The sequence below is a fragment of the Corallococcus sp. AS-1-6 genome (assembly GCF_020037015.1).
Taxonomy (GTDB): Bacteria; Myxococcota; Myxococcia; order Myxococcales; family Myxococcaceae; genus Corallococcus.
Genome location: NZ_JAIQDE010000015.1, coordinates 117,272 through 142,406, shown reverse-complemented (window position 1 = coordinate 142,406; position 25,135 = coordinate 117,272). Strand labels below are relative to the sequence as shown.

The following is a 25,135-nucleotide window of genomic DNA, read 5'->3' as shown; positions in this document are numbered from 1 at the left end:
CGCCCGCCTCAGCCCAGCGCCGCGACGAAGTCCCGCAGGCGCGTCAGGCCCTTCTGGAGCACCTCGCGCGAGGTGACGAAGCTCATGCGGATGTAGCCCGGCGCGCCGAACGGATCCCCGGGCACCGCCGCCACCAGGAAGTCGTTGAGCAGCGCCTCGGAGAGCTGGAGCGAGTCCGTCAGCGGCTTGCCCTGGTAGCTCTTGCCCAGGAGGCCCCGCACGTCCGCCATCGCGTAGAAGGCGCCCTCCGGCAGCCGGCAGCGGATGCCGGGGATGGCGTTGAGCCCCGCGACGAACAGGTCCCTGCGCTCGCGGTACTCGTTCACCATCGCGGTGATGGTGTCCGTGGGGCCGGTGAGCGCCGCCAGCGCCGCCTTCTGCGTGATGGACGAGGCGTTGGAGGTGGACTGGTCCTGCACCAACTGCATGCCGGAGATGAGCGCCTTGGGCCCGGCCGCGTAGCCCAGCCGCCAGCCCGTCATCGCGTAGGACTTGGACAGGCCGTTGGACACCAGCAGCCGGGGCACCAGGTCCGGCGCCACGTTGCCGATGTTGAGGAACGGCTCCCCCGTGTAGAGGAGCTTCTCGTACATGTCGTCCGTGACGAGGAGGCAGTCGTGGCCGCGCACCGCGGCGGCGATGCCCTCCAGCGTGGCGCGCGAGTACACCGCGCCCGTGGGGTTGGCCGGGCTGTTGAGCACGATGGCGCGCGTGCGCGGGGTGAGCGCCTTCTTGATGGCCTCGGGGTCCGGCGCGTAGCCGTCCTCCTCGCGCGTGGGGACGATGACCGGCGTGCCGCCCGCCAGGTGCACCATGTCCGGGTAGCTCACCCAGTACGGCGCGAAGATGATGACCTCATCCCCTTCGTCCAGCAGCGCCTGGAAGCAGTTGTAGAGGGACTGCTTGCCGCCCGCCGTCACCACCACCTGGTCCGGCGCGTACTTCAGGCCGTTGTCCTTCTCCAGCTTGCGGCAGACGGCCTCGCGCAGCTCCGGCATGCCCGCGGTGGCGGTGTACTTGGTGAAGCCCGTGCGCAGCGCCTCGATGGCCGCCTGCTTCACGAACTCCGGCGTGTCGAAGTCCGGCTCGCCGGCGGCGAGCACCACCACGTCCTTGCCGCTGGCGGCGAGCGCCTTGGCGCGTGCGTTGAGGGCCAGGGTGGCGGAGGGCTTGATGGCTTGCAGCCGGCGGGCGAGTTTCATGCGCCTTGCCTAGCGCGGAACTCCCGAAGCGGACAAGCCCGCTCGTACGTCCCGTGGGCCGACTGCCCCTTGGGGACGACCCTAGGGTTTCGGGCCGAACTTCTTCTTCAGGCTCGCGTTGACGTTCGGGGGCACGAGCCCGTCCACGTTCCCACCGAAGGTCGCGACCTCCCGGACCAACTGCGAGGAGATGTAGAAGTAGGCCTCGCCCGTCATCATGAAGACGGTGTCGATGTCCGGCGCCAGCTTGCGGTTCATGTTCGCCAACTGGAACTCGTATTCGAAGTCCGACACCGCGCGCAGCCCGCGGATGACGACGCTCACGTTGCGCTGGTGCACGTAGTCCACCAGCAGGCCGTGGAAGGCGTCCACCTCCACGCGGGGGTCGTTCACCGCCTCGCGGATGAGCTCGATGCGCTCCTCCTGGCTGAAGAGGGGCGTCTTCTTCGGGTTCACCGCGATGGCGACGATGAGCCGGTCGAACATCTTCAGGCCGCGCTGGATGAGGCTCAGGTGCCCGTTGGTGAGCGGATCAAACGAACCGGGATAGATGGCGACGGGCATGGGTGCGCTGAAGTCTCGGCGGGCCCACGGGGCCGGTCAAGCGCACGTCACGGGGCCCGGTAGAAGCTCACCAGGGTGTCCCCGAAGCGGCGCTGGTCCTCCCGGCCGAGCCCCGCGTGGGCGTCCGGAGCCGCCTCCCGCTTGTCGTGCTCCACCACCACCACGCCGCCCGGCGTCACCAGGCCCGCGGCCACCACCGCGTCCAGCACCGTCTCCACCACGCGCGCCGCGTAGGGCGGATCCGCGAAGACGAGCTCGAACTTCTCCCCCTGCTTGCCCAGCGTCTCCACCGCGCGCGCGACGGGCTGCGCCAGGATGGACACCTTCGACGTGAAGCCCAGCGCGTCGGTGTTCTTGCGGCACAGGGCCAGGGCCTCGCGGTCCTGGTCCACCAGCACCAGCCGGCCCGCGCCCCGCGACAGTGCCTCCAGCCCCAGGGCGCCGGTGCCCGCGTACAGGTCCAGCACGGCCTGGCCGTCCAGGAACTGGCCCAGCATGTTGAAGATGGTTTCACGGACCCGGTCCGCCGTGGGGCGGATGTGTCCGGACGACGGCTTGGGCCCCGTCAGGGCCCGGCCCTTCGCGCTGCCTGCCACGATGCGCATGCGCGCCCTTCTACCCCAGGTCCCCGCCCGGCTTCGCGAGGAACGCCATGGCCACCGACGCCGATCGGTGCGCCCCCAGCGCCGCCAGCGCCTCCGTGGCCTCCGCGAAGGACAGCGCCTCCAGCGTCTCCCGCGCGGCGGGCGTCAGCGGCGGCAGCCCCTCCTCCAGCACGGACAGCAGCTCCCCGGCCGGCATGCCCGCCGCCTGGGCGCGCGCCACCACCTGCTCGCGCACCTCCGGAGGCCAGGCGCGCAGCGCCAGCGGACCGAAGGGCCCCCTCCACTCCACCTTGCGGACGCCCACGGCCACGTAGCTGGACAGCCCCCGCGCGGGACCGGCGGACGCATCCGCCACCGCCAGCGCCACGCCCTTCCCCGAGGCCGTCTCCACCACCCGCCGCAGGAGCTCCACGTCCACCTCGCCCTCGCCCAACTGCGCCTCCGACACGCGCAGCAGGCGCAGCGGGACCTGCCACTGCGACAGGCCCTCCAGCAGCGTCGCGCACGCGTCCACCAGCCCGCCCGCGGACACCTGGGGCGGGGACACCTCCAGCGACAGCTCGCGCTCCTTGAGCGGGCCCACCAGCGCGTTCACCGCCTCCACGGCCTCGTAGGAGGTGAGGCGGGACAGGTCCAACGACACCAGCGCGAAGCCCGCGTCCACCACCCGGAAGATGCCGTCCTGGAGCGCGTCCAGCACGTCCGCGTCCGTGGAGGCGACCCGGAGGGGGCCAGCCTGGAGGAACAGGGGCCGGGTGTGCTCGGCCTCCTGCGCCGCCGCGTGCACCGCCCTCACGAAGCGCTCCGGCGCGCCCCGGTCCGCCAGGGGGTGCGGGCAGCACAGGCCCAGCACCGAGTCCTCCGCGCGGGCCGCGCCCAAGAGGCCCGGCAGCGCCCCCTTGGACAGCACCGGCAGGCACGGCAGCGCCATGGGCGTGGACTCCAGCGCCCCGAGCAGCTCCCGTGGATCCAACAGGGGCACCCGGGAGCCCGGGCCCACCCGCGCCACCACGTTGCCCGGCCGCAGCGACAACACCTTGTCCAGCACGCTCATAGGAGCCGGCGAGAATCCCCGCCCCGCGCCCCTTTCGCAAGCGCGAGTCAGTGCACCTCGCCCAGGTGGGCGTACGACTGGCTCTCGATCTGGATGGTCGTGTGGTCGATGCCGAAGCGGTCGAAGAGGTCGTGCTTCACCGCGGACAGGATGTCGTCGTTGTTGCAGACCATGGGGTCCGCCACCACCAGGTGCGCGGACAGCGCGTACATCCCGCTGGAGATGGTCCACACGTGCAGGTCGTGCACCGCCTGCACGCCCGGCACCTTCGCCATCAGCGAGCGCACCTGCTCCAGGTCCACGTGCGCGGGCACCGCCTCCAGGAGCACGTCCACCGCGTCCTTCACCAGCCGCAGCGCGCCCACGACGATGATCATCGAGATCATCACGGAGATGATGGGGTCCACGACGTACCAGCCGGTCCACCACATCACGCCCGCGCCAATCAGCACGCCCACCGACGACAGCGTGTCCCCCAGCACGTGCAGGAACGCGCCCCGCACGTTCATGGAGTGCGTCTGGTGCAGGAAGCCCAGCGCCGCCAGATTCGCCACCAGGCCGATGCCCGCCACCAGCGCCATGGGCCCCAGCTCCACCGGCGCGGGCGTGCGCACGCGCTCCCAGGCCTCCATCAGGATGAAGATGGTGATGACCAGGAGCAGCACCCCGTTGAGCAGCGCGCTCAGGATCTCCATCCGGTAGTAGCCGTAGGTCTTCTTCAGGTCCGCCGGCCGCCCCGCGAACCAGAGCGCCAGCAGGCTCAGGATCATGGCCGACACGTCCGTCAGCATGTGCCCGGCGTCGGAGAGCAGCGCCAGCGAGTTGGTCAGGAAGCCGCCCACGGCCTCCGCCACCATGATGGTCGCCGTCAGCCCCAGCGCGAACAGCAGCCGCCGCCGGTCCTTGCGCCGCTCCTCCGCCAGCCCGCCCTTGCGCGGACCGTGCGAATGGCCGTGCGAGTGCCCGGGGTGCGAGTGGTCATGGTCGTGGTCATGCGAATGACCGTGCCCTGCCCTGCCGTGTGTATGTGGGGGTGCGCTCACAGGGAACCAGGGTACGCGATCAGCGCTGTCATTCGGACAGGTGCCGCTGGATTGATTTCGGACAACCCCGTAGATCCGTTGTCCTGATCCGCAACAGGGCGAGGACCGTGGGGATGGACTTCGAGAAGCATCAGAATCTGCACACCATTGTCATGTTGAGGGATGTCATCCGCAAGTGGTGGCAGGTGGAGCTGTCGTTCGCGGATCGCAACGGGGTGGTGCACGACTGGCAGCGCGGGGATTTCATCCCGCCGCCCAACGACTTCTGCCGCCACGCCCTGGGGGCGCGGGAGGGGATGCGGCGGTGTGCCCAGTCGGTGCGGGTGCTGCATGAGAAGTTCAAGGCCGCCAAGAACCTGCGCCGCTCGCTCTTCCACGACTGCCACCTGCGCCTGTCCATCGTGGGCGCGCCGCTCTACATCCGCAACGAGTACGAGGGCTTCCTCTTCGTGGAGGGCTTCGCCCGGCAGCCGCTCACGGCCGGGGACGGGCAGGTGCTGCTGGGCAAGATGCGCGACATCGCGCCCGGGGCGACGCTGGAGCTGGAGGGCGCGGCGGAGCGCGTGCCGGTGCTGGACGGCTCGGAGCTGAGCAAGCTGTCGGACCTCTTGGAGTTCGCGGTCACGGAGATCGCCAACCAGGAGGTGGAGCTCACGCGCAAGGAGGAGACCATCCAGTCCATGGCCTCCGAGCTGTCCAACCGCTACCGCTTCGAGAAGATCATCGGCCGCTCCGGGGCCATGAACGAGGTGTTCCGCCTGATGGAGAAGGTGGCCCACTCCGACTCCACCGTCCTCATCAACGGCGAGTCCGGCACGGGCAAGGAACTGGTGGCGCGCGCCATCCACCACAACGGCCCGCGCAAGGACAAGCCGTTCGTCGTGCAGAACTGCTCCGCCTTCAACGACAACCTGCTGGAGAGCGCCCTCTTCGGGCACACCCGGGGCGCCTTCACCGGCGCGCTCAAGGACAAGAAGGGCCTCTTCGAGGTCGCGGACCAGGGCACCTTCTTCCTGGACGAGGTGGGCGACATGTCCCCCGCCCTCCAGGTGAAGCTCTTGCGCGTGCTCCAGGAGGGCACCTTCCTGCCCGTGGGCGGCACCCACTCGCGCGAGGTCGACGTGCGCGTCATCGCCGCCACCCACAAGGACCTGGGCGAGCTGGTGAAGCGCGGCGAGTTCCGCGAGGACCTCTTCTACCGCATCAACGTCATCCGCCTGCAGTTGCCGCCCCTGCGCGAGCGCAAGGACGACCTGCCCGTCCTCATCGACCACTTCCTGCGCAAGCACCACCGCGAGGGCCAGCGCGCGCGGGGCCTGGCGCCGGAGGCCCTGGGCATCCTGGGCGCGTACGCGTGGCCGGGGAACATCCGGGAGCTGGAGAACGAAATCGAACGGCTGCTCGTGCTGGGGGGCGAGCTGGAGACCATCCCCGCGGAGCTGCTCTCCAGCCGCATCCGCGACGCCGTCGTCCCCGGCGGAGGGCCCTTCATCGCCCCGCGCGCGCACGGGAAGCTGCACGAGGCGGTGGAGTCCCTGGAGAAGGAGATGATCCACCAGGGCCTGGTGCGCACCCGCTACAACAAGAGCCGGCTGTCGCGTGAGCTGGGCATCAGCCGCTCCAACCTCCTCCTGAAAATCTCCCGCTACGGGCTGGACAAGGGTATCCCCGAGGGGATGGACAACGACGAGGCCGAGGCGTGAGCGCCCCCCACGGACAGGCGGTCTCCTTCCGGCAGGACTCGCTGCGGGTGCCGGACGGCGCGGACCTCTACTACCAGGTGCGGGGAGACGGCGCCCCGGGCATGGTCCTGTGCGACGGCCTGGGCTGTGACGGCTTCGCGTGGAAGTACCTGTTGCCCTACCTGAGCCGGCGCCACCGCGTGCTGCGCTGGCACTACCGGGGCCACGGCAAGAGCACCGTCCCCACGGACCGCACGCGCATCGGCATGGCGTACACCTGCGACGACCTGGCGCGGGTGATGGACGCGGCCCAGATGGACAAGGCCGTCCTCTTCGGCCACTCCATGGGCGTGCAGGTGGCGCTGGAGTTCCACCGCCGCTACGCCCGGCGCGTGGAGGGGCTGGTGCTGGTGTGCGGCAGCTACGGCATGCCGCTGGACACCTTCCATGACTCCACGCTGCTCAAGCGCCTCTTCCCCACCCTGAGGGCCGCGGTGGAGCGCTTCCCCCGGCACGCCGCGCGCATCGTGCACGGGGCGCTCACCACGGAGCTGGTGGTGCAGTTGGCCATCCGCCTGGAGATGAACCCGGAGCTCATCGCGCGCAACGACCTGGCCCCGTACTTCACCCACCTGGCGCGGATGGACCCCGTCGTCTTCGTGCGCACCCTGGACTCGCTGGCCAACCACACCGCCGAGGACCACCTGGAGCACGTGGACGTGCCCACCCTGGTGGTCGCCGGGGAGAAGGACCGCTTCACCCCCGGCTGGCTGTCCCGGAAGATGGCCGAGCGCATCCCCTCCTCTGAACTCCTGATGATTTCCGAGGGCACCCATACCGCCCCACTGGAAGTGCCGGGGCTGGTGGAGCTGCGCGTGGAGCGCTTCCTGAGGGAGCGGCTGGGGGTGGAGACCGCCGAAATCCCCCCGAAGGTGGGATAAGCGCCCAGCCGGCGGGGGGCCTGATTGTTTACCTGCTGGACACCCGCCTTCATTGCAGGTGGGAAGCCCCCGGCATATAAGCCCCCGCCTTCCGGGTTCCGGTGGGATTGAGATTCCCCGTTCTGGGCGTGTCTCTTCGCACCTTCATTTCCGTTAGTTGGTCCTGATGATCTCTCGCGAAAACATCCGCAACGTCGCCATTGTCGCCCACGTCGACCACGGCAAGACCACCCTCGTCGACCACCTGCTCCGGCAGGCGGGGACCTTCCGCTCCAATGAGCACGTGGCCGAGCGGGTCATGGACTCGAACGACCTCGAGCGCGAGAAGGGCATCACCATCCTCGCGAAGAACACTGCCGTCTCCTACAAGGGGATGCAGATCAACATCATCGACACCCCGGGCCACGCCGACTTCGGTGGCGAGGTGGAGCGCGGTCTGCGCCTGGTCGATGGCGTCATCCTGCTGGTGGACGCCGCTGAAGGCCCCCTGCCCCAGACGCGCTTCGTGCTCAGCAAGGCGCTGGCCATGGGCCTGAAGACGGTGCTGGTCATCAACAAGATCGACCGCCAGGACGCCCGGGCCAAGGACGTGCTGGACCTCGTGTACTCGCTCTACATCGACCTGGGCGCGAACGAGGAGCAGTTGGAGATGCCGGTCCTCTACACCGTCGCGCGCCAGGGCCAGGCCTCCACGTCGCTGGACGTGCCGGGCAAGACGCTGGAGCCGCTGTACGACGCCATCATCAAGCACATCCCGCCCCCGCCCGCGCCGCCGGCGGAGCAGACGACGCTGCAGTTGCTGGTCGCCAACCTGGACTACGACGACTACGTCGGCCGTCTGGCGGTGGGCCGCGTGCAGGCGGGCCGCATCACCCCGAACATGCCCGTGTCCGTCGTCCGCGAGGGCGGCAAGGTGCAGCAGGGCAAGATCGTCAAGCTGTTCGGCTTCTCCGGCCTGAAGCGCCAGGAGATCCCGGACGCGGGCCCCGGTGAAATCGTCTCCATCGCGGGCATCGAGGAGATTTCCATCGGCGACACCATCGCGGACTTCGAGAAGCCCGTGGCGCTGCCGCGCATCACCGTGGACGAGCCCACGATGATGATGATCTTCAAGGTCAACGACGGGCCGCTGGCGGGCAAGGAGGGCAAGTTCGTCACCTCCCGCAACCTGCGCGAGCGCCTGTACCGCGAGGCCTACCGCAACGTGGCCGTGCGCGTGGAGGACACCGCGACGCCGGACGCGTTCCGCGTGGTGGGCCGTGGCGAACTGGCGCTGGCGGTCATCATCGAGAACATGCGCCGCGAGGGCTACGAGCTCACCGCCTCCAACCCGGAGCCCATCACCAAGGAGATCAACGGGCAGTTGCACGAGCCCATGGAGCTGCTCTTCTGCGACGTGCCGGAGAACAGCGTGGGCGCGGTGACGGAGCGCCTGGGGCCCCGCAAGGGCCGCATGACGGACATGGCGCAGCTCGGCTCGGGCCGCACCCGCCTCCAGTTCCGCATCCCCGCGCGCGGCCTCATCGGGTTCCGCTCGGAGTTCCTCACCATCACGCGCGGTGAGGGCATCATGAGCAGCCAGTTCGACGGCTTCGAGCCGTGGTTCGGCTACATCCCGAAGCGCGCCAACGGCGCCATGGTCTCCGACCGCCTGGGCGACACGGTGCCGTACGCGCTGTTCAGCATCCAGGAGCGCGGTCAGCTCTTCGTGGGCGCGGGCACCACCGTGTACGAGGGCATGATCATCGGCGAGCACGCGCACCCGTCCGAGCTCAACGTCAACTGCTGCCGCGAGAAGAAGCTCACCAACATCCGCGCCGCCGGCCGCGACGAGAACGTCATCCTCGTCCCGCCGCGCGAGATGGGGCTGGAGAAGGCCCTGGAGTGGATCGCCGACGACGAGCTCGTCGAGGTGACGCCCAAGTCCATCCGCATGCGCAAGAAGGCGCTGGCCGTGGGCGAGCGCTACCGCGCCGAGCGCGACCGCAAGCGCGAGGAGCGCGCCGAGGCGGAGTAGTCCTTCCGTCGAGACGCCTGAAGCTTCCAGGGGCCGTCACCTTCGCGGGTGGCGGCCCCTGCTTCGTTCCAAGGCCTAGAAGCCGAAGCGGACCAGCCGGGCGCGGTACGGCGTGGAGTTGCTCCGGTTCGCCTGGTCGTCCCAGCCCTTGAACTCCACGTCGTCCAGGAGCCGCTCCGTCTGCCCGTTGAGGGTGACGGCGTTGATGAGCGGGAGGCTGAGGGAGCCCACGTTGCGCCCCGCGAGCCGGTTGCCCGGATCCAGCGCCTCCTGCCGGCCCTGGGAGCAACTGTCGGTGAAGTAGCAGCCCCGGTCGCAGGCGTCCTTCGAGGCGTAGGAGCCGTGCTTGTTCACGGCCACGTAGACGCGCGGCGCGCCCCGGTACGCCCCCGCGTACTCGAGCTGCGCGTAGCCGTACCAGCCCGAGGAGTCGCACGCCGTCTCCAGGTGCGCGGACAGGAAGGCCTGGTCCAGGTACCAGCGCCCGTCCGCGTAGTGCACGTCCAGCACCTGGAACTCGGAGTCCCCGTCGTGGGCGAAGACGTTGAAGATGCCCAGGCTGGGGATGCCGTGGTCCTCCGAATACGCGGCCAGGTAGAAGATGCGCAGCGTGCGCAGGGCGGAGCTGAGCGGCCGCGCCGCGAAGTACGGCCGGCGCGCCACGCCCTTCTCGCCCTGGGCAATCCACAGCGTGGGCATGAAGGCCGCGGCCACCTGGAGCTCGCAGCCATCCCCCACCCCGTCGCCATCCGCGTCCGGCCCCTGGCCCCAGCACTCCTCCGCGGACGGCAGGTTCGGGATGCCCTGCGCGAAGGCGGGGACTGACAGCAACGACAGCACCAGCACCCACACACGGGCATGGGAACGGAGGACGGGGGTCATGGGCTTACCTGGAAAGAACCGCGAGGGTGACTTTCAGGGTGAGCACACGACCGGCGGACCTGAATCCGCCCGCGAGGCCGGGGCACCTGTCCGGCGTCAGTCGAAGCGGCGGCCGCGGTCACCCGCCGGCCCGCGCGTTTGCATTCACATTCCGAGAAACAAAACGGACTCGGAGTGCTCCCGGAAATGTCAGACCCATCCAGTATGAATCTCCCTGCGCGGCGCCACTCCAGGCGTCGCCGAAAGGGTCGCCTTCACAATGAAGATGCCATTGATTTCCCTCGGGATTCTGGTCGGCATGACAGGGGTTGGCTGCGGGGGGCTTGAAGATGCCGAGGCGGTGGACTCCTCCGTTCCGGCGGACCTGGCGGATGCGACCTCCCAGGTCACCCAGGGACTGATCACCCAGGTCACGGGGACCAGCCCGGTCACCTACGTCGCCACGTCAGGCAACGCGACGAAGCCGTACGATCAGTCCGCCACGTCGGTGGTGGCCTACATGCGGGACTCCACCACCGGGGCGTTCACGGCCTACCCGGGCACGGGCGCCGCGGACGGCACCATCTCCGTGCCGAACGTCCCCTCCGGCCGCATCTACCTGAAGCTGGGCTCGCGCTACCTGGTGAGCACCAGCCGCACGTTCGACCTGGGCTCCACGGAGTGGGGCCGCGATGGCACCTTCGTCTCGCTCCCCACCCCCGTGACGGTGTCCGCCACCGGCCTGTCTCCCTGGCAGTCGGGGGACTACCTGGAGGTGTATTCGTTGAACCCGGGCGCGTTCGGCTACGTCAACAGCGGCGTCACGGGGTTCCCCCTGGCGGGCGCCACGTCGCTCTCCGGGCTGAGCTTCAACTACGCCGACATGCGCAACCCGGTGCGGCTCGACAGCGGCCTCGGGGACGTGTTCACGCTGGCGCAGATGCGGTGGAAGACGAGCGCGAATGGCGTGCCCTACCGCGCGATGCACAAGGTGCTCGACGCGAGCGTGACGCTGGTGGAGGGCCAGCCCGTCACCGTCAGCGGGACCTTCACCCAGCCCGTGGCGACAGGCACCTTCTCGGTGGACTGGAGGCGCTCGGCCTTCGACGCCATGCGCACCCAGGTGAACCCGGACGCGGTCAGCACGTACAGCGAGATCTGGATGTCCGCCCGGCCGGCCGCGCTGAGCACGGCGCTCGCGTCCATCAGCGGGCAGCCCCTGCTCGTGAAGCTCAACCCTGACGCGCAGAAGACCGACCTCGTCACGGGGAGCATGACCTACAACAACCCGCTCCCGGCGGCGTGGCAGAAGGTGGCGCTCGCCACCGCGGGCTTCACGAAGAGCTACGCGCTGGGCACCGCTGCGCCCTACACCATGAGCGTGGACATCCGCGTGGACCAGGAGGCGAGCGCCTTCACCGCCGCGCCCGTGCAGCCGCTCGTCGGGCCGGTGCAGGCGCCCCTGGTGAACACGCGCGGCGCGTTCCAGAACCTCACGGGCGTGGGGACGGACGCCTCGCTGCGCTGGTCGAAGCCCCTGGTCGGCACGGCCACGAACTACGTGGTGAACATCTACCGGCTGGGCACGAGCAACGGCTCCACCACCGCGACGCGCGTGACGTCGCTGCACACGGAACTCCAGAGTGTGTACCTGCCGCCGGGCGTGCTGCAGTCGGGCCAGACGTACTTCGCGGAAATCCAGAGCTGGTACCAGCCCGGCTCGGACCTGGCGACGAGCCCGTTCAAGCGCGCGCTGCCTCGGGGCCGCGCCAGCGTGCTCACCGGCATGTTCAGCCCGTAGCCGCTGAAGCGGCCCTGGCCCGGCCTTCGCCCTGGCGAAGGTCGGGTCAGAACGTGTACTTCACGCGCGGGAACACCGCGAACGACATGATGTTGGGCCCGATGATGTAGCGGCCGAGCAGGTCCGCGCCCACGGAGAAGTGGTCGAAGGACGTGGCGTACTCCACGCCCACGCCCAGGCCCGCGTTGAAGGCGTTGACGGCCTGGCCCGGGTCGCCCTTGTCCGGATCCACCGGCCGGGGATCCAACCGCGTGTAGCCCGCCGCCACCTTGGGCGTCAGGTAGAAGCGGTTGGCCAGCCGCACGTGGTACGCGGCCGTCAGGTCGCCGAAGGCCACGGTGAAGTTGTCCGACAGCGCGCAGACGTTGGAGTCCGGCAGGTAGCCCGCGAAGCAGTTCTGCGCGGACGAGCCCAGCGCGAAGTGGGCGCCCAGCGAGATGCGCTCCGTCACGTCGTAGCCGATGCCCAGTTGCACGTACGACTGCGCGTTGGAGTAGCTGTTCTCGCCGCCCACCGTGAAGAAGACCCCGACGTCGGTCTCGGTGAAGAACCCCCGGCGCGGCTCGAACGGCACGCCCTCCGGCGGCGTGGCCCCCAGGGCCGGCGTCGCCAGCGCGAGCGCGGCCAACAGCAGCGACTTCCTCACGACTCCTCCCGTCACGTTGTCCTCCTGCTCCCTCGCACGCCTGGCAGCAGTGGCACGGACAGTAGTGACGCCCGGCACGAAACGGCAGCGGGGAAAAACGAAAATGGCGTGGACCGTTTCGTCCACGCCATTTCGGTCTTCCAGTCTACGAAGCGCCGTTACTCCGCGGCGTCAGCGCCCGAGGGCGAGAACAGCCAGGGGTACGTCACGTTCACCACGCCGCCGCCCTTGGGCTCCGGGAACTTCCAGCGGCGGATGCGGGAGATCATGCACTGCTCCGCGGGAGAGCTGCCCAGCGTGGACTCGGACACGCTGGCGTCCGCCACCGCGCCCGCCGGGTCGATGGTGAAGGCCACCGCCACCTTGCCGGCCAGCGACGGGTTCTTGTTCAGCTCCGACTCGTAGCAGTACTTGATCTCATTCTGGTGCCGCCGGATGACCTTGGCGATGACGTCCTTGTCCAGGCCGCCAATCACCGTCGTCTTGCCGGGGATGACCTTGGTGACGGACTTGCCGCGGCCGCCCAGGTCGATGCCGCCGGAGCCGCCCGTGCCCCGGCCGTTGCCCTGGGTGCCCAGGCCGCCGATGCCCAGCGCCGTGCCGCCACCGCCGTTGCCCGTGCCGCGCGAACCCAGGCCGCCCACGCCGTGCGCGTCACCCATGGCCGCGCCGCCCTTGAGGCCGCCCAGCGAGTTGTTGATGCCGGTGCCGATGCCGCCCGGACCGAACACGTCGGAGGCGCCCCCCTTCATGCCCTTGAGCGCGCCGAGCAGGCCCACCTTGCCCACCACCTGGCGGTCCTTCTCCTTCTTGGACTTGTCCACCACCGGGGTGCCCGGCTTGGAGGGCGCGGCCTCCTCCTGCTTCGCCTCCTGCTTGCCGAACTTGCCCTCCTCGTCCTTGGCCTTGGCCCCCTCCTCCACGCCGGAGAGCTGGAGCTTCTTCGCCTCCACCTTCTTCTCCGGGGCGATGAGGAACTTGGCCACGCGCTGCTGGGACTCGAAGACGTCGTCCGCGGACTTCGTCTCCGTGTGCGGCGTCAGCACCATGGCGGTGACGAACGCCGCCGCCGCGAGGATGCAGATGGCTGCAATCTTGAAGAAGCTGAAGTCGCGGTCCGACAGCGACGTCGCCAGGATGGCCGGCGACGGCTTCACGTAGCGCATCACGAACGCCACCGTGCCCAGCGACACCTCCGCGCGGTCATGCAGGCCCAGGGTGAAGAGCTGTTCCTGGTCCGCCGTGGCGGTGTTGAGCTGGCCCGCGGCGCGCAGCGCGTCCTTGGTGCGGACATCCCCGTTGTTGGTGACGAAGACGCCGGAGCCGGCCGGAGCGCGCAGCTCCAGCTTGTCGCCCTTGCTCACCGCGAGCACGTGGCGCTTGCCCACCTGCGGAGAGAACACGGTGAAGGTGTTCTTCGCGCCCTCGCCGATGGTGACCGGCGCGCCGTCCTTGAAGTGCTGGACCTCCAGCATTTGGTCGCCCCAGAGCATGGACACCTGGAGCACCTTCGCGTCCGGCGTGGGCTGCGCGTCCCTGGGCAGCGGCTCCTGCAGGTGCGGCGGAGGCTGCGGCTTGCGGGCCGCGGCCACCGGGGCAGGCGTGGCCTTGCGCGCGGCCACCGGAGGCGGCGGAGGGCCGAACACCGGGGTGGACGTCACGTTCGTGGAGGCCTGGGTGCCCAGCGCGCCCGCCGGAGCGGAGCGCGGCGTGCTCACCGTGCCCACCACGTTGGACGTGGGCGCCGCGTTCATCGCGGGCCGCTGGGGCGGGGCCTGCCGCATGTTCGGAGGCACCGGGGCCGCGTGCGTGGCCGGCGCCGCCGGAGGCATCACCGGGCGCTGCTGGAACACGCCGGGCTGCGCCACCGCCGCCGCCGGAGCCACCGGCCGGGGCGCGTCACCGAAGAGCACCTCCACCTGGGAGGTGCCCACCGTGAGCACATCCCCGGGCTTGAGCGCCGTGGGGATGATGAGCTTCTGCCCGGACACCTGGGTGCCGCCTTCACTGCCCAGGTCGATGGCCGTCACGGAGCCATCGTTGTCCACCTTCAGCATCACGTGGAGGTTGGACACGCGCGGATCCTGAATCTTCACCGCCGCCTGGGCGCCCGACCCCACGATGACACTCTCCGCCTCCGAAACCGTCTCCTGGATGGAGCCGTCCGGGGTGGTGATCCGAAGCGTCAATCCGTTTTTTCTCGCCGCCGCCATGAAGTTCTTCCTTCTTCCCTTCCCGTCCCGAAAACGTTCAACGCCACCTGTGCCGTCTAAAGATTGTCCGCGGACTTCTGAAGCTCCGGGTCGAAGTTCTCCCGGACCTTGATGAGGCTTTGGAAATCCGTCTTCTTGCGGTTGAGGACGTAGGAGCCTTCCGGCTTGGTGAGCTCGCCCTCCACCGCCACATCCGTGAAATCAATCACCGTCTTCTTGCGGTACACGGTGCGATCCTCCTCCTGGATGATCTTCACCGAGTCCTTGCCGTCCTGCGCCAGGGCGGGAGCCGCCAGCCCCAGCCCTCCCGCCATCACCATCGCTGCCAGCAGTCGTTTCATGTGATGTCTCCGCCAGGCCCGCTTCGCGTATTCCATTGCAGGGCTCGCACCAACTCCAAGTCCCTGGATTCTAAGGGAGCCGCCCGGCCGCTTGCACCTGGGTGGCTAAAGGCGGGAAGAAAGTTCTCATCCTTCCCGCCGGGACGACTGTTGTTTCTTCAGGGCGTTGGAGCAGGCGTCGGAGCCGTCTGTCCATTGTCTGACGCATCGTCGGACGCGGGGGCAGCCGGGGCCGGCTCCCCGGTCGCCTCGGGTGCCTCGGGCGCGCTGGTGTCCTGGGGCAACTGGTTCATCACGGAGGAACCCGCGCCTCCCGTGGCGGCTGCGGCGGCGTCCTTCTTCTCCTCGCCCCCGGCCTCCGCGGTGGCGGCCGGAGCGGGCGCCGGCGGCGGGTTCTTGAGCATGTTCTGCAGGCCGTTCACCTTGGCGGTGATGAGCTGCTTGTCCTGCTCCGTCGTGGAGGACAGCTCCTTGCAGCGGTCCAGGAACGCGATGGCCTTCTCATAGGCCGCGCGCTCGGACGCGTACGCCCAGCCCGCGCCGCACACCGCCTCCGGCCTGTCCGCGGCGCGCGCGAGCACCTTCTCGAACGCCTCGCCCGCGGCGATCCCCTTCTTCGGATCCAGGCCCTTCTGCCCGTCCAGCGCGTACGCCAGGTAGAGCTGCCCCTCCAGGCCGTCCGGCTCCAGGGCCAGGGCCCGGGTGAAGGCCTTCTCCGCGCCCGCGTAGTCGCGGTAGCTCAGCGCCAGGGCGCCCAGGTTGAGGTGGCCGGGCGCGAAGGAGTCATCCAGCGACACGGCCTTCTGGAACTGGGCCAGGGCGCGCGGGCGGTCGTCCATCTTCAGGTAGATCATCCCCAGCGTGTTGGAGATGGCCGGGTCGTCCTGGGCCACCTTGCGCGCGTTGACGATCAGCAGCTCCGCCAGCCGGTACTGGCCCCGGTCGTACGCCACCAGCGCCAGCGTCTTGTACGCCTCCGGGTTGTCCTTGCTGCGCGCGAGCACGCGCCGGCCGGTGGCCTCCGCCTCGTCCAGCCTGCCCGCCAGCCGGTACGTCGCGGCCAGCGCGTTGAGCACGTGCGCGTCGTGCTCGTGGCCCGGCGTCTGGAGCGCCTTCGTGTACAGCGCGAGCGCCTCGTCCAGCCGGCCCTCGTGCCGGTGCATCAGCCCCAGGTTCATCACGGACGGCGTGTGCGCCGGGTCCAGGGCCAGCACCTGCTCGTACGCCACGCGGGCGTCCGCCGGTCGGCCCTGCTTCTCCGCGATGACGCCCAGGTTGAAGCGCGCGTTGAGCGCCTTGGGCTCCTGGGAGACGACGGCCTCGAAGCCCTTGCGGGCGGCGTCCAGGTCACCGGCCTCGTAGGCCCTCAGGGCCTGGGCGAACTGGCCGTCCGCGTCGCCCTGGTCGGCCGGGGCGGGCGGGGGCGCGGCGGGGACCGTGACGGCGGGCCTCTCCACCGCGTTCATCGCGACGGGCGTGGGCCTGGGGCCCGTGGCGCAGGCCGTGGTGAAGGCGAAGGCGAAGGCCCCCGCCAGGAACATGCGCTTGGTGCGAAAGCCGTTCATCCCCGTCGTCCCCATCCCCTTCAACTGGCTGCTGATGTCGATGCTGTGGTTCGTCTTCACGGCCGCACCCCCTCGAGCGACGCGGTGGGCTCGGGCTTCGCGGGCTGCGTGCCCTCCGGCGCGGCGGCGGGCTTCTCGCCCTCGGCGGGCGCGGCCTCCGGGGCGGCGGGCTTCGGCTCCACGGAGGCGCTGATGGGGCCGTTGAGGTCCTTCAGCACGCCCGAGGCGATGCGCGAATCACTGCTGCCCCGGTACGTCACCGGCCTCACCTGGGCGTAGGCGCCCGGGCGCAGCTTGTTGATCTGCTCCTGCGCGGCCAGCGTCCACTCGCTGTAGATGCCCAGCTCGTAGGCCTTCTGGAGCCCCTTCTCCAGCGCCTCGCTGGCCTTCTCCTCCAGGGGCATGGCCAGGTTCTCCAGCTCGCCGCGGTACATGCTGAGCTGCTCGTCATCCAGACCGGAGGGGTCCGGCGAGTCCATGATGTTGCGCGCGAAGTCCGCGTACGCCAGGCCGATGCGGGTCAGCGCCGCGATGCCCCACTCGCCGGAGCCCGTGGCGAGCACCGCCGCGTACTCCTTCTCCACGCGCTGCATCTCCTTCTGCTTGTTCGTCAGGTCGCGGCGGATGGTGGAGACGCGCGTGAACTTGATGTCCGAGAAGCGCTTCCACGTGGGCTCCAGCGCCAGGAAGCGCGCGTGGCCGTACGCGTTGAGCACCGCGGTGTCCTTGCGCACGCCCTCCGGGAGCTTGTTCCAGCCGCGCACCAGCTCGTCCTGCGCCTTCTCCTGGCCGCGCACGTCCCGCATCTTCTGGTACGCGAGCAGCTCGTGGTACCGCGCCAGGTACGCCTGCCCCGCGGCGGTGCGCGAGTCGCGGCCGTAGTCCTCCACGAACCGGTTGAAGGCGCGGGCCGCGTCGCCCCACTTCTTCTCCTTCTCCCAGACGAGGCCGATGGAGAAGGCCACCTGGGGCACGTCCTTGCGGTCCTTGAAGCGCGCCAGGTAGGTGTTCCACGCGGTGACGGCCTTCTGGGACTCGCCCAGGCCGTCGTACCAGACGCCCGCGTTGAAGAGGGCGTCCGCCACCCACTCGCCCGCCGCGTCCACCTGCGCCTTGCGCTCGGCGGCCTTCTGCGCGCGCTTGGACTCCGCGTCCTCCACGGCGCCCGGCGTGTCGTCCTTCTTCGCGACCGTGGCGGGCTTCGCCTTCTTGTCCTTGTCCTTCCTGGACTGCGTCTCCCGGGCCTTGATGGCCGCGTCGTAGCCGGCCACGAAGGACTCGGACATGGCCGCGGCCTTCTTGAACTCGGCGACCTTCTCGTAGAGGCCGGACAGCGTGTAGCGCGTCTTCAGTTCGAAGTTGCTGTTCGGGTACTCCTTGAGGACGCGCTCGCCGGCGGTGATGCCCTTGTCCACCTCACCGGCCTCCTGCGCGATGACCATCGCGTAGGTGAGCGCGCGGTCCGCGTTCTCCGACTTGGGGAACTCGGTCACGAAGGACAGGAACTCCTCGGCGGCCTTCGCCGGGTTCTTCTCCTTCTTGTAGACGACCTCGTCCACGTACTTGTACTGGCTGCCCTCCACCACGCGCGAGACGCGCAGGGCGAAGTCCGAGCCGGGCTTGGACAGCTTCTTGTTGGAGAGGAACTTGCGCGAGAGCGTGTTGAGCTCCTGCCACTCCTCGCGGCTCTCCAGCACGTACATGGTCAGGTCCGCGGCGTCGCGCGAGCGGCGCTCCTCCGGGAACTTCTCGATGATCTCCCCGAAGCGGCGGGCCGCGTCCACGAAGTGCGCGCGGTCGTAGAGGATGACGGCGGCCTGGTAGCGCAGGTCGATCTCATCCTGGTTGCCCGGGTAGAGGGTGTTGTACGTGTCGCACGCGGCGACCAGCCGGTCCTCGAACTTCGTGAGCGGCTGCTCGGCCTGCTCCTTGGCGTCGCGCTTGACCAGCTTCTGCCTGGCGACGTCGCCCTTGTCCTTCTTCTCGTCGACCTTCTGGCCGTCCTTCAGGTCGCTCTTGGCAATCTGGCCGCGCTCGATCTTGACGAGCTTGTCGTAGGCGAGCACCGCGTTGTACGCGGCGGACTTGCGGTAGGACTCGTTGGAGACCTCCTTCGCGGAGTCGCGGTCCGGGATCTGGAACGCCACCACGGCGTCGTACTCGGCGGCGGCGGCCTCCCACTCCTCCAGGGCCCAGAGGATTTCCGCGTAGAAGAAGCGGATGTTGAAGGCGGAGTCCGCCACGAACTCCGGGTTGTCGCTGGAGGCGAACGCGTCCACGTACTGCTTGTAGATGTCGCGCGCGAGCCGGTAGGTCTCCACCTGGCGCGTCTTCTGCGCCTCCTGGTGGTACTCGGTGACCATCACGCGCATGGCCTCTTCCGTCACGCTGAAGGCGTTGCGCAGCACGCCCGCGTTGCTGGCGTTGGCGCTCCACCACTCGCCACCGGGGCGGTAGAGGTCCACCATCCGCTTCATCTCCTTGCGGACCTGCTGGCGCTGGCGCAGGCCCTCGAAGGCGCGCACCACGGCCTGCTGGTACTCCGGCGCGTTCGCGCCCATGGGCGCGTCGTCGATGAGCGTGCGGTACACCAGGATGGCGCTGTCGAAGTGGCCCGCGTCCACCAGGCCCGCGGCCGTCTTCGCGAGCAGCCGGCCCTGGCGCTTCGCCGGCGCCTTCTGCTTGAAGTAGGCGAGCGCCTCCTTCGGCTGATCCAACTGGACGTAGAAGACGGTGAGGTCGTTGAGGGCCTCCGTGCGCAGGTCGCCCAGCTCCTCGCCGCGCTGGCCCGCGTAGTCCACCACCTCGTGCAGCTTCTTCAGGCCCGCGTCCAGGTCGCCCGCGTTGAAGTCACACCAGGACAGCTTGTAGGTGGCGTAGGCGTAGATCTTCGGCACGCCGGAGTCGCGCGCCTTCTCGTAGTTCTCCTTGGCGGGCGCGAGCTTGTTGTTCTCGAAGTAGTGGTTGCCAAGCTGGATGTACGCGTCCGGGACGAACTGCGACTTCGGGAAGTCGCGGATCAGCTCCTCGTAGCGCTTCACCGCGTCCTCGCGGCGGTTGAGCTCGTAGAGGTTGTAGCCCAGGGAGAAGAGGACCTCGTCGCGGGCCGGGTAGTCCGGGTACTCGTCGAGGATGGCCTCGTAGATGCGCATCGTCTCCGCGCGGTAGCGCTCGGACTCGCGGTGGTCCTGCTCCGGCGCGGTGGCCTTCTCCCCGCGCGCCACGGCGGCGTCGTAGGCCTTCTCCGCCGCGAGGAACTTCTCCATCTCCAACTGGTAGAGGTACTTGGACTTCTCCCAGTAGAGCTCCGACAGGCGGTACTGCATCTCCGCCTTCTGCGTGGAGGTCTCCTGCAGCTTGGGGATGAGGCGCTTGAAGCCTTCAATGGCCTCGTCGCGCTTCTTGTCCGCGAGCGCGTCCTTCTTGGAGTCCGCGATGCGCGGCATGTCCGCGAACTTGGCCGTGGCGGGCTTCACCCGCGCCGGGCCCTTGCGCATGTCCTGGGGCGCGACGCCGGGCGGCAGCTCCGCCTTCTTCGCCTCCTCCTTGTCCTTCTTGCCCGCGGCCTCGGCCTTCTTCGCCGCGCCCTTCGAGGAGGACTTCTTCGTCGCCACCTTGCGCGGCGGTGCCGTCTCCTCCGCCGCCTCCCCCACCCCACCGGCCGCGAGCGCGACGCCCACCGCCAGTGCACCGAACCGAAGAACCACCTTCATGCGAGCTCCTGGAGAACCGCGCCTCGCCTGGCTGGGAAAACTTCTGCCCAGTTGGGAGGGACGACGGAAAGTAGACGCGGGTACCCAGATTGAGAAGTGGCCCGGAACATGCCTTGTGCCCCGGCGTACGCGATCACGCCGGGCCAGGTTCCAGGACTCAACATCACGCGAAGAGGCCCCGTCCCCCGTGACAAACGCACGGTGGCGGGGCCTCTTGGTCGCGCTGCTCACGCTGGCCGGGTGCGCCCGGGGCCTACTTGCCTACTGCCCTGCCTACTTCTCCTGGCGGGCGGGGCAGCCCCGCTTGAGCGTGTACTGGTAGTAGCCGATCTCGTCGATCCAGAACTCGCCCTGGAAGCGCCAGTAGTTGTAGTCCGCGCCGGGCATCTTCGGGCGGTAGAGCGACTGGCGGGAGAGCAGCGCCTTCTGGTCCACGCCCTCGGAGAAGAGGTCCTTCTCATCCAGCGCCGTCTGCACGCGGATGATCTCCGCCTGGTCGGAGAAGGTGCGGAGGTTGTCCGCGGCCTCCTGGATGCGGTTCTTCGCGAGCGTGCCGCCCACCTGGAGCAGCGTGGTGCGGATGTCCTCGAGCGACGCCACCGTCTGCGCGGCGAACGGCGTCCCCCGCCACGGGCCCTCGCTGATGGCGCGCTTCTCCTGGTCCACGCGCGACAGGGTCCGCATCACTTCACGGATGCGCTCGTTGTTGCGGATCCACAGGTAGACGGCGCGCGGCAGGCGGCGGTTCTCGGAGGCCACCAGGTTGAAGGCGTTGATGGGCGCCACGTCCTCGCCGGTGAAGGGCTCCAGTTGCTTCGCCATGGGGCCGTAGCGCTCGTCGAACGCGGCGAGCGTCGTCTTCACCTCGTCGTAGAGGCACGAGTAGTAATAGACGGTGGCCTTGAGGATCCACGACTCGGGCTGGAAGGCGCCCTCGAACTGCGGCGCGTGCAGCGCCTGGAGGCTGCCCAGCGCGCCGCCGAAGTCCTCGTTCTGGAACCGGGCGAAGCCGTTCTCGAACAGGGCCTGGTCCCAGAAGCGCGCGTAGCGGGGCACGCCCTCGTACGCCTTCACCGCGTCCGCGTACTCACCGCGGCGGTAGTGCACGCGGCCCAGGGCCAGGAGCGCCAGCTCGCGCGTCTCCGGCAGCTCCACCTGCGGCTCCTTCGTGTGGAGCACGGCCTGGAAGGCGGCGATGGCCTCCTTGTCCAGCGTGTCCCCCTCCCCGGGGCGGCCCGGGAAGCGCGGGTCCGCGAGCACGGTGCCCAGGAGGTAGCGGGCCTTCGCGTAGACGCGGCTGTCGGCGGGGACGGCCTCCAGCAGCGCGCGGGACTCCTCGAAGCGCATGCGGCGCTGGCTGGCGGTGCCGACCAGGTAGTTGATGCGCGCCAGCACCTCCTTGGGCAGCGTGACCCACTGGTCGCGCACCTCGTCGGTGTAGGCTTGGTTGAGGATGCTGGGGATGAGGTTCTGCTCATCCAGCCGCTGCTGCATGTCCACCAGCCCCTCGATGGCCTTGAGGTACGAGGGGTGCTTGGGGCCGGCGTTGACGATGGCCGCGTAGGAGATGAAGGCCGCGACGGGCAGGTCCTTCCTGGCGAAGGTCTGCGCCAGGTAGAACTCGGCCTTGCCCTTCAGGTCCGGGTCCTCCCCTTCCGCCAGCCGCGCGAAGAGGGGGGCGGCGGTGTCCAGCTTGCCTTCGTTGAAGGCGGACAGCGCGCGGTTGTAGGTGCCCACGTCCTGCTGGGCGAGGGCCACCGAGGGCACGGCGAGGGGCCCGAGGACGACGAGGAGTCGGAGCAGTCGGGACATGGCTAGAAGAGCACCGAGAAGCCAGCGTAGAAGCTGACGTTGTTGAGGACGTCCGACGAAGGCTCGGCGACGAGGTCCCTCCCGAGGATGATGTCCTCGCGGTAGTTCTTCTTCGTCTTCGGGTCCACGCCGTCGAACTTGGACACCTTGCAGCCGCCGCTCAGGTTGAGGCCGTCGAAGGGCTGGTTGGCGGCGCGCGCGGCCTCCAGCGCCTCGAAGTCCGCCAGGTTGCAGCCATCCACCCGGTCCACGCGCGCGGTGTAGATGAGGTCGCGCACCTCCAGGCGCAGGGCGTAGTGCTCGCCGAACTGCACGCGGAAGCCGCCGCCCACCTCCCCCAGGAACTTGTTGCCCGTGTCGCCGAAGCGCGCGGGCACCTGGTACGTCTGCCCGTCCACCTCGTTGGCCACCTCCGGGCGGATGAGGTGGCGCGTCTTGCCAATGCCCGCGCCGCCCGAGAGCACCACGCTGAACTGCGCCAGCGAGTTGTTGAAGAAGGCGAACTTGCCGTAGAGCGGCGTCACTTCGACGCCCGCGTGCGCGCCCCACTGGAGCAGCAGCGACGACGCGGCCTGGGCCTGCTCGCGCACCTTGTCGATGAGCTCCAGGTTGAAGTCGCTCTCGTCGGAGTACCAGTTGTACTGGCCGCCCACCTGGAGGGCGAAGTTCTCCTGCAGGTGGTAGACGTAGCTGAGCGCGGTGCCCACGTGGTTGGTGAACTTGCCGTTCACCTGCACGGCGGCGGGATACAGCACCAGCTCGTGCTTGCCCTCGTCCGCGAAGCGCTTCTTCTGGACGATGTGGACGTTGACGTTCGGGTTGTAGAGCGGCGCGCCATTCACCAGCCGCTGCTGCTGCGCGTCCGTGGTGCGCGGCGCTTCATGGGTGTCCAGCACCGGCGCGTCCGTGGGCTGCGTGGCGGCCGGCGCCTGGGCCTCCGGCGCCTGGGCGCGGTCCGCGTCGTCCTCCTCCGTGACGGCGGGCGCGGACGGCGTGGCCGGCGCGGCTTCGGGCTGGGACTGGGGCACGGCCGGCGCGTCGCGCTCGGTGCGCTGGCGCTCCGGCGGCTCGGCCGGTGAAGGAGGGGCCGGCGCGGTCGCATCCGGACCCGGAGCGGCCGGCGGCTGCGCCGGAGAGGCGCCTTGCGCGAACGCGAGGGCAGGCACCGCGGCAACGAGGAGCGCGATGGAACGGAAGGGTCGCATAGGAAGGGGTCAGAAAGTGAAGGTGTAGCCGAGGTCGAACTGCACCAGGTGCGTGAGGCCCGGGCTGCTGGCGGGCTCACCGGTGGTCCGGCCAGCCTCCCAGTCGTCGCGCAGCAGGTTCACGCGGTAGCTGTCCTTGAAGATCCAGTCGCGCAGCTCCAGCCGGATGCCGTGCTGCTCATTGATGAAGAAGCGGAAGCCCAGCGCGGCGGACACCACCGGCGCCACGCGCGACTCCTTCACCCAGTAGTTCTCCGTGGCGCTGCCCCGGTCATCCACGGCCGTGCGGTTGTCACAGACGCCCGCGGCCCGGTCCACGACCTGGGTGCACTGGATGACGGACTGGCGCTTCAGGTTGGTGAGGCCGCCGCCCGCCCACAGGTACGTCTGGAAGTGCACCGGGATGTCCGCGACCAGGGAGATCTTCCCGTAGATGGGAGCCCACCGGGCGCCGACGACGCTGTGCAGGTTCATCCGCCACATGTCCTCCAGCTCGTCCGTGACGCGCTTGTCCTCGCGGTCCAGGAAGGACTCGGAGATGGAGCGCGCCAAGCCCGTGTGGCGGCTGACGGCGTAGCCCGCGCGCGCCTCCAGCGCGAACGTGTCGAACAGGTTGTAGGCCAGCCCGACGTCGAAGAAGTAGTGCGCCGTCAGGTGCGTCTGCACGGGCAGGCCCACGGACAGGGACAGCTCCGGATGGCCCGCGGGCTTGTAGAGCCGGTTGCGGACGACCGCCGAGTCCAGGACGCCGTCTTCCTGTGCGGCGGCGCCGAGCGCCGTCAGCGAGAGGCTCAGCGCGGCGAAGACGCGAAGCGTGCGTGCGTTCATATCTCCTGCCCGGCCCGGGGGTGGGCCGTTGGGTGATCCGGAAAAGGCGACCCGTCTGCTTGGACGGCGAGGCTCCGGCGTGGGACAGCGATGTGAGCACGGCGCCCATTCACCGCAAGCGGATCCCAGCGGCAGTCGGTAAAGTTTTCGCCCTTTGCCCCCAGGGCGACCAGCACTCAACGTTTCCACGCGGATGCGAGGCCTCGAGGCCCCGCGCGCGACGCGCGAAACACACCGTGCCCGGAAACGACGAACGCCCCGCCCGGCCACCCGAAGGTGCCCGAAGCGAGGCGTTGAATGGGGCGCGGTGTGAAGCGCCCCGGCGTCAGCGGCTGCGAATTACTTCGCGGCCTTGTGCTGCGCGCGCATGGCCACCTTGATGGAGGGGCGCACGATGACGATGCCGTCGTTGTGGCCGGGGACCGCGCCCTTCACGAGCACCAGGCCCTTCTCCACGTCCACGTCCACCACGGTCAGGTTCTGCGTGGTGACGCGCTCGACGCCGTAGTGACCCGGCATCTTCTTGTTGGGGTACGTACGGCCCGGCGTCTTACGCTGACCGATGGCGCCCGGGTGACGCTGGTACTCGTGCGTACCGTGCGTCTTGGTCTGCGAGCCCTTGAAGCTCCAGCGGCGCATGACGCCGGAGAAGCCGCGGCCCTTGGTCACGCCGGTGACGTCCACCAGCTCGCCCTTGTTGAACATGTCCGCCTTGACGGCGTCGCCCACGTTGAAGCCCGCGGCCTCCTCGGCCGTGACGCGGAACTCGCGCAGGTGGCGGCGCGGCGTGGCGCTGGCCTTCTTGAAGAAGCCGAGCTGCGGCTTGTTCAGGATCTTCTCGCGGATTGCGCCAAAGCCCACGGTCACCGCGGAGTACTGATCCTTCTCCGGGGTGCGCTTGCCGACCACCAGACAGGTGTTGACGTCGATGACCGTCACCGGAACGAGGTTGCCCTCGTCGTTGAACACCTGGGTCATGCCGATCTTCTTGCCAATCAGACCCTTCACGTCGTCCTCACAGCGAGCGCCCGTGGCGCTGAAA

The 25,135-nt window shown here is 69.3% G+C and carries 19 protein-coding genes; 4 read left to right on the top strand and 15 right to left on the bottom strand.

Translation table 11 applies throughout. The annotated features are described in order from the left end of the window. Positions 1 to 8 precede the first annotated feature (8 nt). The 5 genes from K8612_RS21680 to K8612_RS21660 form a co-directional block, all read right to left on the bottom strand. The gene (locus K8612_RS21680) at positions 9 to 1,202 is read right to left on the bottom strand and encodes a pyridoxal phosphate-dependent aminotransferase (RefSeq protein WP_223763689.1); all 1,194 of its coding nucleotides are present in this window, start codon (positions 1,200 to 1,202) and stop codon (positions 9 to 11) included. An 81-nt stretch (positions 1,203 to 1,283) separates the two neighbouring features. Further along, a complete protein-coding gene (gene coaD, locus K8612_RS21675; protein ID WP_223743168.1) occupies positions 1,284 to 1,766 on the bottom strand; it encodes a pantetheine-phosphate adenylyltransferase in 483 nt (160 codons plus the stop codon). Positions 1,767 to 1,813: 47 nt separating this feature from the next. Continuing rightward, on the bottom strand, positions 1,814 to 2,371 hold the full coding sequence (gene rsmD, locus K8612_RS21670; protein WP_223763688.1) for a 16S rRNA (guanine(966)-N(2))-methyltransferase RsmD: 558 nt from the start codon (positions 2,369 to 2,371) through the stop codon (positions 1,814 to 1,816). Between the two features lie 10 nt (positions 2,372 to 2,381). Beyond that, positions 2,382 to 3,425, bottom strand: a complete 1,044-nt coding sequence (locus K8612_RS21665; RefSeq protein ID WP_223763687.1) for a hypothetical protein — start codon at positions 3,423 to 3,425, stop codon at positions 2,382 to 2,384. A 47-nt stretch (positions 3,426 to 3,472) separates the two neighbouring features. Further along, positions 3,473 to 4,468: a cation diffusion facilitator family transporter gene (locus tag K8612_RS21660; protein WP_223763686.1), complete on the bottom strand. Its 996-nt coding sequence runs from the start codon at positions 4,466 to 4,468 to the stop codon at positions 3,473 to 3,475. A gap of 113 nt (positions 4,469 to 4,581) precedes the next feature. Between K8612_RS21660 and K8612_RS21655 the strand changes: the two genes are divergently transcribed. The 3 genes from K8612_RS21655 to typA all read left to right on the top strand — a co-directional run bounded on the left by K8612_RS21655 (position 4,582) and on the right by typA (position 9,108). Beyond that, positions 4,582 to 6,171 (top strand): sigma 54-interacting transcriptional regulator, encoded by a 1,590-nt coding sequence (locus tag K8612_RS21655; RefSeq protein ID WP_223743172.1) that lies wholly within the window; start codon positions 4,582 to 4,584, stop codon positions 6,169 to 6,171. Further along, positions 6,168 to 7,091: an alpha/beta fold hydrolase gene (locus K8612_RS21650; protein ID WP_223743173.1), complete on the top strand. Its 924-nt coding sequence runs from the start codon at positions 6,168 to 6,170 to the stop codon at positions 7,089 to 7,091. The genes K8612_RS21655 and K8612_RS21650 overlap by 4 nt, the downstream gene beginning before the upstream one ends. A 166-nt stretch (positions 7,092 to 7,257) precedes the next feature. Continuing rightward, positions 7,258 to 9,108: a translational GTPase TypA gene (typA, locus tag K8612_RS21645; RefSeq protein WP_223763685.1), complete on the top strand. Its 1,851-nt coding sequence runs from the start codon at positions 7,258 to 7,260 to the stop codon at positions 9,106 to 9,108. Between the two features lie 75 nt (positions 9,109 to 9,183). On the opposite strand, the gene K8612_RS21640 is transcribed toward typA, so the two are convergent. After that, positions 9,184 to 9,990: a hypothetical protein gene (locus K8612_RS21640; RefSeq protein WP_223763684.1), complete on the bottom strand. Its 807-nt coding sequence runs from the start codon at positions 9,988 to 9,990 to the stop codon at positions 9,184 to 9,186. Positions 9,991 to 10,249: 259 nt separating this feature from the next. Here K8612_RS21640 and K8612_RS21635 point away from each other — a divergent pair, with 259 nt between their 5' ends. Next, complete coding sequence (locus tag K8612_RS21635; protein WP_223763683.1) at positions 10,250 to 11,770, top strand: ABC transporter substrate-binding protein; 1,521 nt, start codon at positions 10,250 to 10,252, stop codon at positions 11,768 to 11,770. A gap of 46 nt (positions 11,771 to 11,816) precedes the next feature. Here the strand turns inward: K8612_RS21635 and cglE are convergent, their stop codons facing one another. From cglE to rplC, 9 genes are all read right to left on the bottom strand, one after another. Continuing rightward, positions 11,817 to 12,416 (bottom strand): adventurous gliding motility protein CglE, encoded by a 600-nt coding sequence (cglE, locus tag K8612_RS21630; RefSeq protein WP_373692124.1) that lies wholly within the window; start codon positions 12,414 to 12,416, stop codon positions 11,817 to 11,819. A gap of 158 nt (positions 12,417 to 12,574) precedes the next feature. Next, positions 12,575 to 14,629, bottom strand: a complete 2,055-nt coding sequence (locus K8612_RS21625; protein WP_223763681.1) for a TonB family protein — start codon at positions 14,627 to 14,629, stop codon at positions 12,575 to 12,577. 56 nt (positions 14,630 to 14,685) lie between these two features. Further along, positions 14,686 to 14,970 (bottom strand): hypothetical protein, encoded by a 285-nt coding sequence (locus K8612_RS21620; RefSeq protein ID WP_223743179.1) that lies wholly within the window; start codon positions 14,968 to 14,970, stop codon positions 14,686 to 14,688. A gap of 158 nt (positions 14,971 to 15,128) precedes the next feature. Then, the gene (locus tag K8612_RS21615) at positions 15,129 to 16,595 is read right to left on the bottom strand and encodes a tetratricopeptide repeat protein (protein ID WP_223763680.1); all 1,467 of its coding nucleotides are present in this window, start codon (positions 16,593 to 16,595) and stop codon (positions 15,129 to 15,131) included. Next, positions 16,592 to 20,248 carry a tetratricopeptide repeat protein gene (locus K8612_RS21610; RefSeq protein WP_223763679.1) on the bottom strand — a complete coding sequence of 1,219 codons (3,657 nt, stop codon included), beginning with the start codon at positions 20,246 to 20,248 and terminating at the stop codon, positions 16,592 to 16,594. The genes K8612_RS21615 and K8612_RS21610 overlap by 4 nt, the downstream gene beginning before the upstream one ends. 273 nt (positions 20,249 to 20,521) lie before the next feature. Then, positions 20,522 to 22,060 carry a lipopolysaccharide assembly protein LapB gene (locus K8612_RS21605; protein ID WP_223763678.1) on the bottom strand — a complete coding sequence of 513 codons (1,539 nt, stop codon included), beginning with the start codon at positions 22,058 to 22,060 and terminating at the stop codon, positions 20,522 to 20,524. Between the two features lie 2 nt (positions 22,061 to 22,062). Continuing rightward, positions 22,063 to 23,265, bottom strand: a complete 1,203-nt coding sequence (locus tag K8612_RS21600) for an outer membrane beta-barrel domain-containing protein (RefSeq protein WP_223763677.1) — start codon at positions 23,263 to 23,265, stop codon at positions 22,063 to 22,065. Positions 23,266 to 23,274: 9 nt separating this feature from the next. After that, entirely contained in the window at positions 23,275 to 24,093 is an 819-nt protein-coding gene (locus tag K8612_RS21595) for an outer membrane beta-barrel domain-containing protein (protein WP_223763676.1), read from the bottom strand. Between the two features lie 339 nt (positions 24,094 to 24,432). After that, positions 24,433 to 25,101 (bottom strand): 50S ribosomal protein L3, encoded by a 669-nt coding sequence (gene rplC / locus K8612_RS21590; RefSeq protein WP_223743185.1) that lies wholly within the window; start codon positions 25,099 to 25,101, stop codon positions 24,433 to 24,435. Between the last annotated feature and the right edge of the window lie 34 nt (positions 25,102 to 25,135).